This window comes from Gottfriedia sp. OAE603, assembly GCF_040543965.1.
Classification (GTDB): Bacteria; Bacillota; Bacilli; order Bacillales; family Bacillaceae_G; genus Gottfriedia; species Gottfriedia solisilvae.
Genome location: NZ_JBEUNN010000001.1, coordinates 3,341,163 through 3,357,079, shown reverse-complemented (window position 1 = coordinate 3,357,079; position 15,917 = coordinate 3,341,163). Strand labels below are relative to the sequence as shown.

The window sequence follows — 15,917 nt, the reverse complement described above, 5'->3', positions numbered from 1 at the left end:
CTTATTTTTGTCTTTACTGTTCAAAATAGTCTTCAAATTGCTTCTTACTTGATTTTGACTCATGTTGGAAATATGGATTATCGGTAGTTGAGTCTTTTGGATCTAAATTGGTTTTTATGACTAATGTTGGTCCTGTATTAGAAGGTTCCGCAATCAAACGATCATTCAATTCATTAAAATCAGGTAGTTTTTTGCTTCCAGATTGTATTGGTTCAGACATCATCACACCTCCATTAAATAGGATGGTTTTCTTGTTGAAAATTATGTGTTTTCGTTTCAATCATTTGTTTTTTTTAGCTTTGTAAAAAAATTTTACATTACATCGAATGGTGCAGTATTAAGTACATATAATTTAGAAGTTGGGTCTAAGTTTTCATAAAGCCGTTACGTGATGATATAGATATATCATCATTTTAAAATTTGATAGAATCATATTTTCGTTAAATCAATCGATAAGATAAGTTTTTTGTTCAATGGAATCCAAAATACAACTTTGCTAAGGCTTAAAGGAAGTGATTGTATTGATCAAAAAAACTGGTGCGATAAATGTGTGGTCAAGAAAGATTTTTAAATGGTTGATCGGACACTATGCGCAAACCATACTTTTTTTGCTGGTAATTGTAGCTTTTTTTAATTACTGGTCGGTATTTTATATCATTGCTTTTTTACGTGAAGCTCTAACAAGAAATAGTGAAAAATTCGGTATGAATGTTTATTTACTACAAGCTTTTTTATATGGATGGGTAATATCAATTTTAATTCTTTTTGGACATTGTTTAGTATTGAAGTACATGCTACTGTATAGAAAAATAAAGAGTGTAGTCGTTTTTCTATTTCTACATGTCGGCTACTTTTTCTGTCTAATTCTATTTTTAGTTTTCGCATAAGGAATAGAAGAAGCATTTAGTGTTTTTTAATTGAATTTTAATCGTTGTAAAATTTACAAGCATTCATTCCAATCATTATAATAAAGGAAGCAAGCTTTTTGAAAGAAGGAGACTTAATGGAGCAATACTCTGTAACGCAAGCAAGTTTACTTATTTTTATTACATTATCTGGAATCATTACTTCCGTTTTATTACATTTTTCACTTGTCTTTGGTATTTTACCCGGGCTAATTTTCTTAATCTATTTAAGCGTAAAAAAAGGTTATGATGTTAAGCGTATGTTGAAAGTAGGATATAAAGGAATCGGAAAAGTAAAAATTGTATTAATGATTTTATTTTTAATTAGCTTTTTGCTACCGTCTTGGTTTTTGTCTGGTACGATTAACTCGATGGTTTCTGTTACATTACAAGCGATTAATCCACATCATTTTTTTGTTTTTTGTTTTCTTACAACAATGATTTTTTCAATGATACTCGGCTCATCAATCGGAACATTAAGTGCTTTAGGTGTACCTTTAATGAGTACTGCAATTTTATTACATTTACCTTTAGAAATTACGGCTGGTGCTGTTATTTCAGGGGCATTTGTTGGAGACCGAACTTCACCATTTTCAAGTGCTCATCAATTGCTAGCCAATATATTAGAAACAACTGTTAAAAAACAAGGGAAAGCATTGCTTTTAACTTCCATCTTAGCAATCTTAGTGACAGGATTGTTTTTTAGCATGATGGATGTTAGGTATGGAAGTAATCTTTCAGTCATACATAGTGAACTAGAGATCGTACAGAAAATCTCATTCCTTCATTTTATACCGCCAATTCTGTTAGTCTTGCTTGTTTTATTCAGATTAAACATTATCATTTCTTATGTTATCAGTATTTTATCTAGTAGTTTTATAGCTATGTTTCATGGTATTTCTATTTCTGAGAAAGTACATGCACTTTGGTATGGAATTGAGGGATTAGGCGGAGGTCTAATTCATATGTATAGTTTACTACTGTTCATTGCAATTGCTGGCGTTTATAATGCATTATTGGAAGACTTAAATGTAATTCAACCCATCTTGGATAAATGGCTCTCATCATCAACATCTTTGATGTCAGATTCTTTTAAAACTGTAATTGCATCTCTGCTTATTTGTATAATAGCCGGGAATCAAACGATGCCAATTATTCTTACTGGTCGTTCATTCCTTTCACATTGGTCAAATAAATATAGTAAAGAAGAACTGGCACGAATTATGAGCGATACAACTTTGCTTTTTCCAGCAATGATCCCTTGGAATGTACTTGCCATTATGAGTAGCACCGTTGTTAATATGGATTTGTTTGACTATATACCATATGCGATATTTTTATGGATTCTGCCATGCTTAACTTTATTTGTTTCATTTGCAAAAAGGCGTAAAAATTATCAAACAAGATATGAGATTAGTTCATAAAGATTTAGCGAAACACTTTTTCAATAAGAAGAAGTGTTTTTTTATTGAGGCCATTTATTTAATAGGTTGAAAGTACCTTTAGAATATTTTCTATTCTGCTAAAATTAGAAATTGATTAGACTATATATTTTTAATTGGCTCTGTTAATGAAATCAAATCATCTTTTTTAACAGAATCATACAATTAAAATATTGTAGCAAGTAATCACGAGGGGGTTCTGTATGAAAAAATTATTTATGTTATTAACAGTGGTGTTTATTTTTATATTATCAAGCTGTTCAACAAATCAGGAAACAAAGAAAAAAGAGTCAGTTTTGGATAATTACAATGTAATGAATAATCATTCTGAGGTAAGAGTAAAGGATTTTATTTATCGCATTGTTTCTGAAAAACAAGAATATGCAAATGATGAAAAGGTTAAAATCTATTTGGAACTTGAATATGTAGGAAATGAAGAGCAAGTCACAATTTATCATGCTGAATCACCGTTTTATTTTAATCTTAAAGAGAAAACGAGAAATTATGATATTGTGTATGGGATGAATCAACCTTTAGTGAAAACAACAATTGTAAAAGGAAGACCTTTACGAGAAGAATACAAAGTAGGGAGCGGGGGCTATAGTGGTGATGACCCGAAAGAATATGTTGATTTTATGAAGAAAATCATGGATACAAAACGCTTGCCTTATGGTTACTACATATTAAACGGTAAGACAGACTTTTATGTAGAAACAGTTAAGAATGGTAAAAATGTTCAAATAGAATATAACATTAGCTCGCCAATTGATTTTAAAGTGAACGAGAAAACTAAATAATATGAAACCCAATGATAAAACAGAGACAGTATAACTTTTTGTCTCTGTTTTCGTATTTAATAAGATTCAAACCTCTTTACTCAATAAAAAACGGCAATCAATATGATTGTCGTTTTATGCCTCAGAGAATTTTTTTTCTTTTTGAGATACAATGTCTTTTAATTGTCTTACAGTAATACTATATTTTAAACGAATTGCTTCAAGCTCCATAATAGCAACATCAATATATTCAGGTTCAGCATGGATAAAATTGATTTCTTTATATTCTAATTGCTTTTGTAAGTTTCGAAGTTCGTTATGTAATATTGCCGTTTGGGAACTTTCTTGAAGAGTTGATTTTGTGAAACGGTTAAAAAATAAACTCAATTTTGTTTGTTTCTTAGAGACTGTTTGTTCTTGAATCATTACTGAATTTGCCATTAACATATCCTCCTAAAATATAGATTGAATCAATATTTATAGATTTCATAACTTGTCCAAATGAATAAACTCATAGATTCATAACAATCTTTGTTTTTATAAAGATATTAATGTGAGATAAAGAAAATGCTAAGAATTTTACATTTTTAAAAAAACTTTTATTAGGAGGGTTTAAATTGAAAAAAATAAATGAAATCATCGCATCTTTTATTATTTTTTTTCAATTGGTTTTATTAACTTCATGTAGCAATATACCTTACGAACCGAAAATTAAAATGGACATAATTGTTAGAGAATTAACGAAAAATGAATATAGTGCAGTGGGTACGATGGGATTAAATAATCCTTCAATTCATGATTTTAAGAAGATCGTATTTTATTTTGAAATGAAAAATTCTAATCAAATTACTTATCGAAACGTTAATATTCCAGAACATACTATTTGGAAATATAGAATCAATTCGATCGATGGAGAACGTTATTGGTTTGGGAATTATTATAAAATGGGAGATAGTTCAACATATCATCGAGAAATTGTGTATTATTCAAAAGGAGTTAGTGAAGAACAAATAAGAAAGGCTTTTGAAGATACGTTCATAAGAATTTCTTATCAAACAGAACATGGGGAAAGTCGTACGTTAGAATACAGTATTGGGAACTCTATGGAATTCAAATAGTACAATCACTAAATAAAATTTAAGCTTTTCGTATGAATCTGATACACTTAGGGAACATAAAGATTAGATTTACTTTATGTAAAATGAATCTAGAAATAGAGAGGACAATAATCCATGGAAAAAATTGAAGTAGGCGAAATCCTAACATTAAGCTATGAAGATGATCAAGAACAAGACTATGAAGTACTAGGTGCACTTGACATTGAAGGTGTAGAATACATAGCAGTTGGCTTAGTTGAAGATGTAGAACAAGAGAGTGATGAAGATATTGATGTTTTCTTCTTAAGAGTAGAAGAAAGTGGCGAGTTCTTTGATATTGAGACAGAAGAAGAATTTGAAAAAGTATCTGCAGCATTTGATCAATCACTAAAAGAAGAAGAATAAAACATAAAAAAGTAGAAATTGAGATGATATCAATTTCTACTTTTTTTAATAAATTAACTTGAAGCAGGAACGGTTTCGCTTACCGATTCACTCTGTACGAATGAGGCTGATTCCCACTTTTTTGAACGCCATCTCCAAAGCATGAGTAATCCACGTATCCATTCATCTGCAATAAATGCAATCCATACGCCTATGAGTCCAAGGTTAAAGTGAACTCCTAGTATGTATGCGATCGGAATACTAATGCCCCACATTGATATAATGCCCATCATGACGGGGAATTTCACGTCTCCAGCTGCACGTAAAGAACTGATTACGATTAAATTAAAAGCTCGACCAGGTTCGAGAATAATTGTACAAATTAAAAGTAATGTTCCTGTGTGGATAATTTGTTCATTATCAGTAAAGATTGAAAATAACGGTTTAGAGAATAAAGATGCGATAATAGCCATTAAAGTCGAAATACAGATTCCTAATTTTAGGCTGCGGATACAGTGTTCATATGCGGTTTTTAAATCTCTCGCACCAACTAGTCTTCCTATTATAATTTGTTCACCTTGCCCAATTGCTACTGAAAATAAGAAGATAAACATCATAATATTTTGTGCATATACCTTAGTTGTCAGAGCCTCAGTTCCAATCATTGTAATAAAGATCGTAATAACGATTTGAGAGGCATTATATGAAATATTTTCTCCAGCCGCAGGCACGCCGATTTTAAATAAATTTTTCGAGTGCTGAATTGGTTTAGATTGTAGGACTTTTTTAAATGAAATAAAGCCAATCCTTTTCATGAAAATATAAATAATTAGTATTGTACAGATAATCCTTGCGATTGAAGTAGACCATGCTACACCTGCTTCACCAAGAACTGGTAAACCAAAAGGACCAAAAATGACAAAATAATTTCCGATTGCATTTAGTATATTCATTAAAATAGTGACTTTCATCATATCTTTCGTGAAACCATAACTACGTAAAGTTGCCGAAATCGTCATCATAATTGCTTGAACGAACATGAATGCACCAACGATTTCTAAAAATGAATTTCCTCTTACGATTAAGTCTGGATCTAGACCCATCCATTTTAAAATGTAGGAAGAAAAAAAGAATAATAAAATACTAATGATGATACCGATCCCAAAGTTTGCAATCATAGATACTGTAAAAACTTCTTTTGCTTTATACTCATTTTTTGCACCTAAATATTGAGCAACTAATATTGATGTACCTGCAGTTACAAAACCAAATAATAATGTAACTAAGCCCATGACTTGAGACGCAACACCTACAGCGGCTACTGCATGATCAGAATACTTACTAAGCATTAGGGTATCAACACTACCCATTAACATGAATAATAATATTTCAATAAATATTGGCCAGGTAATATGCAAAAGGGAGAGTGGCTTATCGTTACTTTGAATCTTGTTTGAAGATTCCATGTTTCATCCCTACCTTTTCAAAAAAGAAAAGGATGTCTCAATACAATAATGTATTGTGTTAGGACACCCTTTACATTTTATTATTTGGTTCTAGTTAATATAAATTTATAATTTAATAATTTTGATACCATAACCTTCAATTGTAAACTCTGTATTATATGTTTCATTTTTTTCTGTTATGACATTAAATACAGTTTTATTTTTGAATAAATCAGGCGTTTTAACTGATAATTCGTTTGGATTATTACTTAAAATGTATACAAAAGTATCGCTCTCAAATGTTTTAGCGTAAACAATTGTATTATTTTCATTGTTGGCTTCAATAAAACTAAATGTACCTTCACTTCCAATTGCTTTATGGTCTTTACGAAGCTTTAAAAGAGTCTGAACATATTCAAACAGATCACGATCTTGACGTTCTTCATCCCAAACCATACATTTGCGGCAACCTGGGTCTTGTTTTCCAGTCATACCAATTTCATCACCATAATAAATACAAGGCGCACCTGGGAATGATAATTGGAATGTATACAATAGCTTTAGTTTTTCTATATTCTCATCACAAATTGTTAAGACACGAGGTGTGTCATGGCTACCTAATAAGTTAAAGGCAACTTCATTCACATTTTGTGGATATGAATGAAGTACTTCACTAATCACATTCGTGAAATCTCCTGCAGAGATTTTATCCTTTGCGAAGAAATCTAAAGCACCATTTGTAAATGGGTAGTTCATAACAGCATCAAACTGATCACCCTGTAGCCAAGGCATTGAATCGTGCCATATTTCACCTAAAATATAAAGATCAGGATTTACAGATTTAACTGCTGTTCTAAATTCTCTCCAAAATGCATGATCGACTTCATTTGCAACGTCTAAACGCCATCCATCAATATTGAATTCTTTTGCCCAATACTTACCTACTTCTAAAAGGTATGCTTTAACATCTGGATGTTCAGTATTTAATTTTGGCATTGACGGAACAAAAGCAAAAGCATCATAATTTGGTGTCGGCTCAGTCACAATCGGGAATTCCTTTAAGTGGAACCAGTCTTTATATATTGATTTTTCTTGTTTTTGCAATACATCTTGAAAAGGCTCAAAGAAATATCCACTGTGATTAAACACAGCATCTAACATGACTTTAATATTTCTCTCATGGCACTCGTCTACTAATCTCTTAAATGTTTCTTTCGTTCCAAATTGTGGATCAATTTCCATATAATCAATCGTGTCATATTTATGATTTGAATGCGCTTTGAAAATCGGGGTAAAATAAATTCCGCCAATTCCTAATTCTACAAGATGGTCTAGATGTTGTATTACACCTTCAAAATCTCCACCGAAGAAATTATTTGTAGCAGGTTCTTCGCTTTCCCACTCTAATGTGCCTTTAGGATTAATTGAAGGGTCACCATTTGCAAATCTTTCTGGGAAGATTTGATACCATACTGTATCTTTAGCCCAACTAGGAGCTTTAAATATATCTGCTTCATTTAAGAATGGAAAACAGAAATAATATGCTGTATCATCTGTTGGGATTTCATCATAAAATCCTCTCTCTGCATAAACAATCGTTTCCTCATGATTGCTAAGTTCAAAACCATATCGAAGACGACGGAACGGCGGCTTGATTTCTACAAACCAGTAATCGAATAATTCCGTACTACCGCTTATTTTCATTTCTGTTTTATTAATTTGCCAAGCTCCATCTTCCCAATGGTAAGGGTCTCCATGAATTAAATGAACAGACGAAACATCATCTTTTTTCGTACGTAATCGAATATGAAGTGTTTCGTTATTGTAAGCGTATGCATAGTTATTTTTCGGGCGGTGATATATAGCTTCTTTTAACATTATGCTACCTCCAGCGTCTTATTTAGACAATCGTTTGCTTAAAAAAAGATTATAATTAAACGCTTTCATTGTCAATTGTTTTGAAAGCTCAAATTTGTACAATGAATGATTTTTATTTCATACTTTATAAATGTATAATATGTGATAGAGTAGACAAGAGCAGAATGTACTAGGAGGAGCAGAATTGATCAGAAACTTTTTTACAAAGCGATTTAAGTTGAAAAGTATATATGAAGCAAAAGATAGCAAACTAATTTATGTATTAATACAAAATATACTAGTTGGTTCATTAATTGCTTTTCCATTAGTGTTTCAAATCATACAAACTGATTCACAAAGATTAGCGGAGAGAGTATTTGCACCGTATTATGAAAATACTAGCTGGCAGAAAGAATTACCAAATTGTCGTTATGACAACCAACTTTCTTGTCAGAACAATAAGCAAAAAGTAATTGAAGTGAAGAATCAGCGAATTGTTTTTGATCCAGCAGATCAATATGATGTGGATGACAAAGAGAGTATCACGATTATTTTTGGGAAAAAAAATATTCATGCAAATTTACTAGGCTTTGATCTCTATGGGGGATATAATGACCAATTAGTAAAAGCGTTAGATCAAAAAGATGCTGATCAATTATTAATTGGAATTGTTTCTAGTGTTAAAATGCAAGCAGTTGCAATGATGATGCAATTATTTTACCCAATAACGATTGTTACGAATATTATTTATATCGCAATTGTATCATTAATGGCTTTATTGTTTAATATTGGAAATTCTAAAAAGTTGACCTATAGGCAATTCTTCTCATTTCTATCATATGCGGCTACTTTACCAGCTATTTTTGCGTTTATGATAGGAACGATCTTCTCGATCGCATTTCTATATATTGCCTTTAATTTTGGTGTAATTTTATTTGCATACTATGTCTATCGTAAATATAATCGAGTCGTTTAAATACAGTAGTGTCAAGGGGAGGAAGAGCATTCCTCCTATTATTTTTGAATTTACTAAAAATTTCGAAAAAATATGTTATTTATTACCAAATTGTCCAATATATTTAAATGGAAAAGCTATATATATTTTTGTCTTTATCGTTTATGATGTAAGAAGAATTTCTTAAAAAAGTGAAATGTAAGCGCTTATATCAACAATTGATATAAAAATTAAAATATACAAATTTGTTTGACTTTCATATTTTAGTAGATTATTATAAAAGTGTGAAAGCGCTTGCTATACTTTATGAAAATTATAACCTTGTTAGGGGGAAACAAAAGTGAAACTAAAATCAATGTTTGCTGTATTTGCAACGGTAAGCTTAAGTTTAGGTGCATTAGCTGGATGTGGATCTTCAAAAGATACTGCAAACTCTGCTAAAGACAAAAAGAAAGACGACCTTCCTTGGGATGAACAAGCTAAAGGTTACAAAATGGAAGAAGAAGTATTAAACGGTAAAGCTCCATTAAAAGTATGGTTAGATAATGACGATTATGCAAACGCTATCATTGAAGCTTTCAATGCTAAATATCCAAAAGTAAAAATTGAGTATGAAAAAGTTGGTGCGGTTGATACTCGTGCTAAAATGGAACTTGATGGTGAAGCTGGATTAGGTGCAGACGTTTTCGTTCAACCACATGATGGTATTGGTGCTTCATTAGAATCAGCAATTATTGGACCAATGGGACAATATACTGATCAAATTAAAGATCGTTTCTTAGATTCTTCAGTTGGTACTGTAATGAGCGATGGTCAAGCTTATGGTGTTCCAATCTCTACAGAATCGGTTGCATTATTCTATAACAAAACATTATTAAAACAATTAACTGGTTCAGATGCTGCACCTACTGATTGGTCTCAAATTTCTGAATTAGCTAAAACATACAATAATAAAAAGAAAAACCAATGGACAGTTCGTTGGGAAGTTGGAAACTCTTACATGAGCTACTTCTTCTTATCAGCTAATGGTTATGATTTATTCGGTAAAGATGGAACAGATGCTTCTAAAATCGGATTTGATTCAGCAGAAGCAAAAGCGGGTCTTGAAGCATTAAAAGCAGTTCGTCCTGAGTGGGATGTAAACTCTGCAGATGCTACAAATGATACAACTACTTTAGAATTTGCTAAAGGTAAAACACCATTCTTAATTACTGGTCCTTGGGCGATCGGTGATGTGAAAAAAGGTGCTGAGAAAAATAAATTTGAATTTGGAATTGCTCAACTTCCAAAAATCAATGGTAACCAACCTATTACTTTCTCTGGTAACCAAATTGCAAACGTATCTTCTTACTCTAAACACCCAGCGGCTGCACGTGTATTCGCAATGTTCTTAGGTTCAAAAGAAGGTGCTGAAGCTTTATACAAAACAACTGGTAAATTACCAGCTCTTAAAGAGCAATATGCAAGTGAAGTTCCTGGTTTAAGTGATGATGTGTTACTTCAAGGTGTTGCAGCTCAAGCAGCATTCTCAAAACCAATGCCTTCTATTCCAGAAATGGCTAACTGGTGGGATCCTGCTAAAAACATGATCGTAAACGTTTGGGATGGCTTAATGTCACCTGAAGAAGCACAAAAGAAAGCTGTTGAAGATTTCGAAGCATTACAAAGTGGTGCAGGTAAATAAATCAATCTAGTATCATTACAGCCTCTCAATCAATGAGAGGCTGTATTATCAACTAATTATGCAAACGGTTTCTACTATTTGCATAATTTAAGATAATAAGATATTGTTTTGCATATATAGGTACCAATTTTTGGTACGGAAGGGGGAGAAAAGATATGGCAACGGCGAATGTTAAAGAACAAAAGCCTAATATACCTGATAACGCATCAAAACAAATGAACCCATCACTGCCAGCCATTCTGTCAGTCTTTATTTGGGGACTTGGACAAGTCGTAAACAAACAATTTTTAAAAGGTTTATTCTTCTTTGCAATACAATTATTTGTTGTATTAGTTGAGGTTGTATCAGGTCACTACTCAAAAGCTGATCTTTCTGAAGGTTTCTTTTTAAGAGAAAATGGTGGATTTTTTATAAAAGGATTTTGGGGTTTAGTAACTCTAGGTACACAGCCACGTACGATGGGAATCACTGGACTAACTGAAGGTGATCACTCAATTGTACTTTTAATAAATGGAATTATAGCACTAATATTTATTTCAGTACTTATTGGAATATACTATTGGAACATAAAAGACGCATACAAAGTAAGAAAAACTTTAAATGAAACAAACTTTGTACAAACTTCAAGAGAATACTTAAGAGACTTATGGGATGGAATGTTTGAATTTATCGTTCTAATTCCATCAATGATCATGTTGACATTAATTTCATTAATGCCAATCATTTTTGGCGTATTAATCGCATTTACAGATTATAATAAATTCCACTTACCGCCTACTAAACTAGTAAGCTGGGTTGGATTCGAAAACTTCGTTAATTTATTCTCACTACCGATATGGACACATACATTTACTGGAGTATTTACTTGGACATTCGTTTGGGCAATCTTATCAACAGTAACATGTTTCTTCGGTGGATTGTTTATGGCGGTAGTCGTAAATAGTAATCGAGTAAAAGGAAAGAAATTCTGGCGTACAATTTTTATCTTACCTTGGGCAATTCCAAGTATGATTTCACTTCTAGTATTTAAAACATTATTTAATGGTCAATTTGGTCCAATCTCTCAGTTCTTAGTAGATATTGGCTTGACTGCAGAACGAATCGGATGGTTTACAGATTCTAATCATCCAAACGTTGCTCGTGCAACAATCATTGTTATTAACTTATGGTTAGGCTTCCCTTACTTTATGGCTTTAATGACTGGGGTTATGACTAGCTTAGATAAAGAAATTTATGAAGCTGCTAAGATTGATGGTGCAACAAGAACGCAAGAATTTTGGAAAATTACTTTCCCATTAGTACTTGCTGCAACAGCACCACTACTAATTATGTCATTTGCTACAAACTTTAATAATTTCAACGTAATCTATTTCTTAACAGAAGGTGGACCAGCTAATCCGAATTACCAGTTTGCTGGATCAACAGATATCCTTATTACGTGGATTTACAAATTGACTTTAGATAATCGTATGTATAATATGGCGTCTGTTATGTCGATTCTAATCTTCTTAATTATCGGATCAATTTCTGCTTGGAACTTTACTCGTACAAAGCAATTTAAAGAGGAGGAGTTCTAAAATGTCTACAAATATAAAAATGAACAAGAAGAGTTTTAATTTTGGAAGCGCATTACTAACATCATTAACTTACATTTTATTAATATTAGTTGCGATTGTCGTTTTATTTCCGATTATTTGGATTGTAGGTTCGTCGTTTGGCGAGTCAACTGGACTTGCAAGTGCAACGCCGATTCCAAAAAATCCTACAATTGAACACTATAAAGAATTATTTGAGAAGACAAAGTTTTCACTTTGGTACTGGAATACTTTAAAGATTGCATTATTGAACATGGTCATTTCAGTATTTTTATCAACATCGGCAGCATATGTATTTTCTCGCTTTAAATTTAAAGGGAAAAAATTTGGTATGGTTGCGATTCTAGTATTACAAATGTTCCCTTCATTTATGGGAATGATTGCGATTTACATCTTATTCTTAAACTTTGGATTATTAAATAATCACTTAGGATTAGTATTGGTATATGCAGCGGGACAAATTCCTTTTAATACTTGGTTAATTAAAGGTTACCTAGGTGCAGTTCCAAAAGCGTTAGATGAATCAGCAATGATTGATGGAGCAACAAAGACACAAATTTTCTTTAAGATTATTTTACCGTTATCAAAACCAATTTTAACATTCGTTGCCTTAACACAATTTATGGCACCTTGGATGGACTTCATCCTTCCACGTTTGTTAATTAGCTCAAATGATAAGAAAACATTAGCAATCGGTTTATTTGAATTAATTAAAGGTCAAACAAACCAAAACTTTACAATGTTTGCTGCTGGTGCAGTATTAGTTGCAGTTCCAATTACGATTTTATATGTATGGTTACAAAAATACATTATTCAAGGTGTAACTGCTGGTGCAAATAAAGGCTAATCAGTAATCTTAGTAAAATATAAAAATGAACAGAGTGAGGTCTTGTATCTCACTCTTTTTTTCAAAATGAGGGCAGAAGATGAAATCAATAAAAACGCTAGTCGCTTTATTATGTATTGCCTCACTAATTGGATGTTCGAATCAAACTACAACAAAAAAGATTACACCGATTGAAGATAAAAAAATCAAAAATTTTAATATAAGTAAGACTTTCAGTGAAGATGTTCGAACATGTTACTCATTGTTTCCGATATCATTTGCGGATTCAAATAATGACGGATTTGGTGATTTAAAAGGGATAGAAAATAAATTGGATTACTTAAAAGATCTTGGCATTCAATGTATTTATCTGAATCCGATTCATCCATCACCTTCATACCATAAATATGATGTGATAGATTACTATGCTATTGATCCAAAGTTTGGTACGATGAATGATTTTGAAAATCTATTAAAAACTGCAAAAGAAAAAAATATTAAAATTATGATGGACATGGTGTTTAATCATACATCAATTCAGCATCCTTGGTTTAAAAAGGCTGTTAAAGGTGAAGAGAAATATAAGGATTATTATATTTTCAATGATGGAAAAAGCAAAGTTTTTCCGTTAAAAGGACCATGGTATCGTGCAGGAAAACAATTTTACCATGCATTTTTTTGGGAAGGAATGCCTGATTTAAATTTAGATAATGAAGAAGTAAGAAATGAAATATATAAAATCTCTAATTTTTGGTTAGATAAAGGGATTGATGGGTTCCGTCTAGATGCCGCAGCAATGGGGTTTGAACCAAGTGAATATAAACGTGGCACAAATGTACTTGGAAAAAACATTAATTTTTGGAAAGAGTACACATCTAACGTTAAGAAAGCAAACCCAAATGCATTTGTCATAGCAGAAGTATGGAAACCGATTAATGACCAAAAGAGATATTATGAATCATTTGATTCAATGTTTAATTTTGATGGTTCAGATCAAATTATGCGTGTTGTGAAAACTGGCACTGCATTTGACTTTCAATCTTTCTTTTCAAATGAAATTGAAGGGAAAAAGTTGAAGGATGGTCAACGATTTATTGATTCAGTATTTATCAGTAATCATGATCAAAATCGTGTAGCAAGCCAATTAAATGGAAATCTTGATCAAGCAAAATTAGCTGCAAGTATTTATTTAACATTACCTGGAATTGCCTATGTTTACTATGGTGAGGAGTTAGGAATGTTGGGGCAAAAGCCAGATGAACAAATTCGAGAACCATTTAAGTGGAATAAAACATTAACTGACGGTACAACTAGGTGGGAACCGATTAGTTTAAATAAAGAGCTGGCTTCATTAGATGAACAAAGAAAAAATCCTCAATCAATGTTCTCTCATTATAAAAATTTAATATCAGTTAGAAATAATAATGAGGCATTTGATATTTTTAGTGATTTTATTGAAGGTCCTTATAATGAAGGATCAAGTTTATCTTATTTTAGAGAAAGTCAGAACCAAAAGGTTTTAGTCATTCATAATATTGAAGCAGAACCGATTAAATTGAATGTAAAAGAGAAAATCATCAAGAATCTATATATGAATCAAGCTACTTTCAATCAATCAAATCTTACGTTAAATGGCTATGGAACTATTATTCTTGAAGTCCAAAAATAATGTCTATATCAAGAACCCCTATGATAGTGATATCATATATTTAATTGCAGAATAGATAGCTCGTATATAAATAATCTTAAAGCTAGAGAAAAAATGAGGTGTAATGATGGGAGTTACAATAAATGATGTAGCAAAAGCAGCTGGAGTTGCCCCTTCTACAGTTTCTCGTGTTATCTCAGATAGTTCACTGATTAGTGATCGTACAAAACGAAAAGTAAAAAGAATAATGGAGGATCTAGGATATCATCCTAATATAAATGCACGTAACTTAGCGAATCAAACTTCTCAAACATTAGGGATTGTTATGCCGAGTTCGGCAAGTAAATCATTCCAAAATCCTTTTTTCCCCGAGGTCATTAGGGGGATCAGTTCAACTGCTCATATGAAGGATTATTCTTTACTAATCTCAACTGGTGAAACAGAAGAGCAAATACTTGAGGCAGTAGAAAAAATGGTAATGGGAAAACGTGTAGATGGAATTATTCTTCTATACTCACGAGAAAATGACCCAATTATCCAATATTTATTAAAACAAGAGTTTCCGTTTGTTCTTGTTGGTAAACCATATCAACATGTTGAACGAATTACCTATATTGATAATGATAATTATGGTGCAGCAAGAGAAGTTACGAACACCTTTATCCGTAAAGGACATCAAAAAATTGCTTTTGTTGGTGGTAGTAGAGATTTTCTTGTAACACAGGAGAGACTAAGTGGTTATTGTGATGCAATGAAATTATCTGGATTACCATTAAATGAAGGATATATTTTTCATGATGACTTCCTTTTAGAAAGTGGGAAAGCTTCAATTGATCATTTGATGAGATTAGAAGATCCACCAACAGCTATTGTAGCAGCTGATGATATTATCGCATTAGGTATTTTAAGCTCATTAGCTGATTTAGGTAAGCAAGTACCTGAGCAGGTATCAGTGATTAGCTTCAATAATTTAGTCCTAGCAGAACTAGCGACTCCTAGACTTTCATCTGTTGATGTAAATATATTTCAACTTGGAAATGAAGCTACTAAACTAGTAATTGACCGAATTCAGTCAAATGATACACACTCAAAAAGTGTGATTGTACCTTATCGTATTGTTGAGAGACAATCAAGCTTAGAAGAACAAGCGAAATAATAGTCTTATGTTTCGTAAAAAGAGAACACGTAACAAATGTGTTCTCTTTTTACTTTTATTGAATCAAATGGAATTTTAATAAAAGGGTACCAAAAATAGATATTTCGTTATACTATCAAATATAGCAACTAGATTAGGAGGAACTTT

Annotated in this window: 14 protein-coding genes; 10 read left to right on the top strand and 4 right to left on the bottom strand. The window is 31.9% G+C overall.

The features are described from left to right. Nucleotides 1-13 precede the first annotated feature (13 nt). A complete protein-coding gene (locus ABID96_RS17095) occupies nt 14-220 on the bottom strand; it encodes a hypothetical protein (RefSeq protein ID WP_192603049.1) in 207 nt (68 codons plus the stop codon). A gap of 765 nt (nt 221-985) precedes the next feature. Between ABID96_RS17095 and ABID96_RS17090 the strand changes: the two genes are divergently transcribed. Further along, on the top strand, nt 986-2,329 hold the full coding sequence (locus ABID96_RS17090) for a Na+/H+ antiporter NhaC family protein (protein ID WP_377896961.1): 1,344 nt from the start codon (nt 986-988) through the stop codon (nt 2,327-2,329). A gap of 221 nt (nt 2,330-2,550) precedes the next feature. Continuing rightward, nucleotides 2,551-3,144: a hypothetical protein gene (locus tag ABID96_RS17085; RefSeq protein WP_192603046.1), complete on the top strand. Its 594-nt coding sequence runs from the start codon at nt 2,551-2,553 to the stop codon at nt 3,142-3,144. Between the two features lie 114 nt (nt 3,145-3,258). On the opposite strand, the gene ABID96_RS17080 is transcribed toward ABID96_RS17085, so the two are convergent. Continuing rightward, nucleotides 3,259-3,564, bottom strand: a complete 306-nt coding sequence (locus ABID96_RS17080; protein ID WP_192603045.1) for a hypothetical protein — start codon at nt 3,562-3,564, stop codon at nt 3,259-3,261. 176 nt (nt 3,565-3,740) lie between these two features. On the opposite strand from ABID96_RS17080, the gene ABID96_RS17075 reads away from it, so the two are divergent. Together ABID96_RS17075 and ABID96_RS17070 are read left to right on the top strand one after the other, a co-directional pair. Beyond that, on the top strand, nt 3,741-4,241 hold the full coding sequence (locus ABID96_RS17075; protein WP_192603044.1) for a hypothetical protein: 501 nt from the start codon (nt 3,741-3,743) through the stop codon (nt 4,239-4,241). A gap of 114 nt (nt 4,242-4,355) precedes the next feature. Further along, nucleotides 4,356-4,625: a DUF1292 domain-containing protein gene (locus ABID96_RS17070; RefSeq protein ID WP_088002700.1), complete on the top strand. Its 270-nt coding sequence runs from the start codon at nt 4,356-4,358 to the stop codon at nt 4,623-4,625. 53 nt (nt 4,626-4,678) lie between these two features. On the opposite strand, the gene ABID96_RS17065 is transcribed toward ABID96_RS17070, so the two are convergent. After that, nucleotides 4,679-6,070: an MATE family efflux transporter gene (locus tag ABID96_RS17065; RefSeq protein ID WP_192603043.1), complete on the bottom strand. Its 1,392-nt coding sequence runs from the start codon at nt 6,068-6,070 to the stop codon at nt 4,679-4,681. Between the two features lie 105 nt (nt 6,071-6,175). Then, on the bottom strand, nt 6,176-7,927 hold the full coding sequence (locus ABID96_RS17060) for a glycoside hydrolase family 13 protein (protein ID WP_192603042.1): 1,752 nt from the start codon (nt 7,925-7,927) through the stop codon (nt 6,176-6,178). A 184-nt stretch (nt 7,928-8,111) separates the two neighbouring features. Between ABID96_RS17060 and ABID96_RS17055 the strand changes: the two genes are divergently transcribed. The 6 genes from ABID96_RS17055 to ABID96_RS17030 all read left to right on the top strand — a co-directional run bounded on the left by ABID96_RS17055 (nt 8,112) and on the right by ABID96_RS17030 (nt 15,770). Next, nucleotides 8,112-8,882 (top strand): DUF1189 family protein, encoded by a 771-nt coding sequence (locus ABID96_RS17055; RefSeq protein ID WP_192603041.1) that lies wholly within the window; start codon nt 8,112-8,114, stop codon nt 8,880-8,882. A 319-nt stretch (nt 8,883-9,201) separates the two neighbouring features. Next, nucleotides 9,202-10,545: a sugar ABC transporter substrate-binding protein gene (locus ABID96_RS17050; RefSeq protein WP_192603040.1), complete on the top strand. Its 1,344-nt coding sequence runs from the start codon at nt 9,202-9,204 to the stop codon at nt 10,543-10,545. 155 nt (nt 10,546-10,700) lie between these two features. After that, the gene (locus tag ABID96_RS17045; protein WP_377896960.1) at nt 10,701-12,122 is read left to right on the top strand and encodes a carbohydrate ABC transporter permease; all 1,422 of its coding nucleotides are present in this window, start codon (nt 10,701-10,703) and stop codon (nt 12,120-12,122) included. A 1-nt stretch (nt 12,123) separates the two neighbouring features. Beyond that, the gene (locus tag ABID96_RS17040; RefSeq protein WP_192603039.1) at nt 12,124-12,987 is read left to right on the top strand and encodes a sugar ABC transporter permease; all 864 of its coding nucleotides are present in this window, start codon (nt 12,124-12,126) and stop codon (nt 12,985-12,987) included. A 79-nt stretch (nt 12,988-13,066) separates the two neighbouring features. Next, nucleotides 13,067-14,635: an alpha-amylase family glycosyl hydrolase gene (locus tag ABID96_RS17035; RefSeq protein ID WP_192603038.1), complete on the top strand. Its 1,569-nt coding sequence runs from the start codon at nt 13,067-13,069 to the stop codon at nt 14,633-14,635. 106 nt (nt 14,636-14,741) lie between these two features. Beyond that, nucleotides 14,742-15,770, top strand: coding sequence for a LacI family DNA-binding transcriptional regulator (locus ABID96_RS17030; RefSeq protein WP_192603037.1), 1,029 nt, complete (start codon nt 14,742-14,744; stop codon nt 15,768-15,770). Nucleotides 15,771-15,917: the final 147 nt, after the last annotated feature.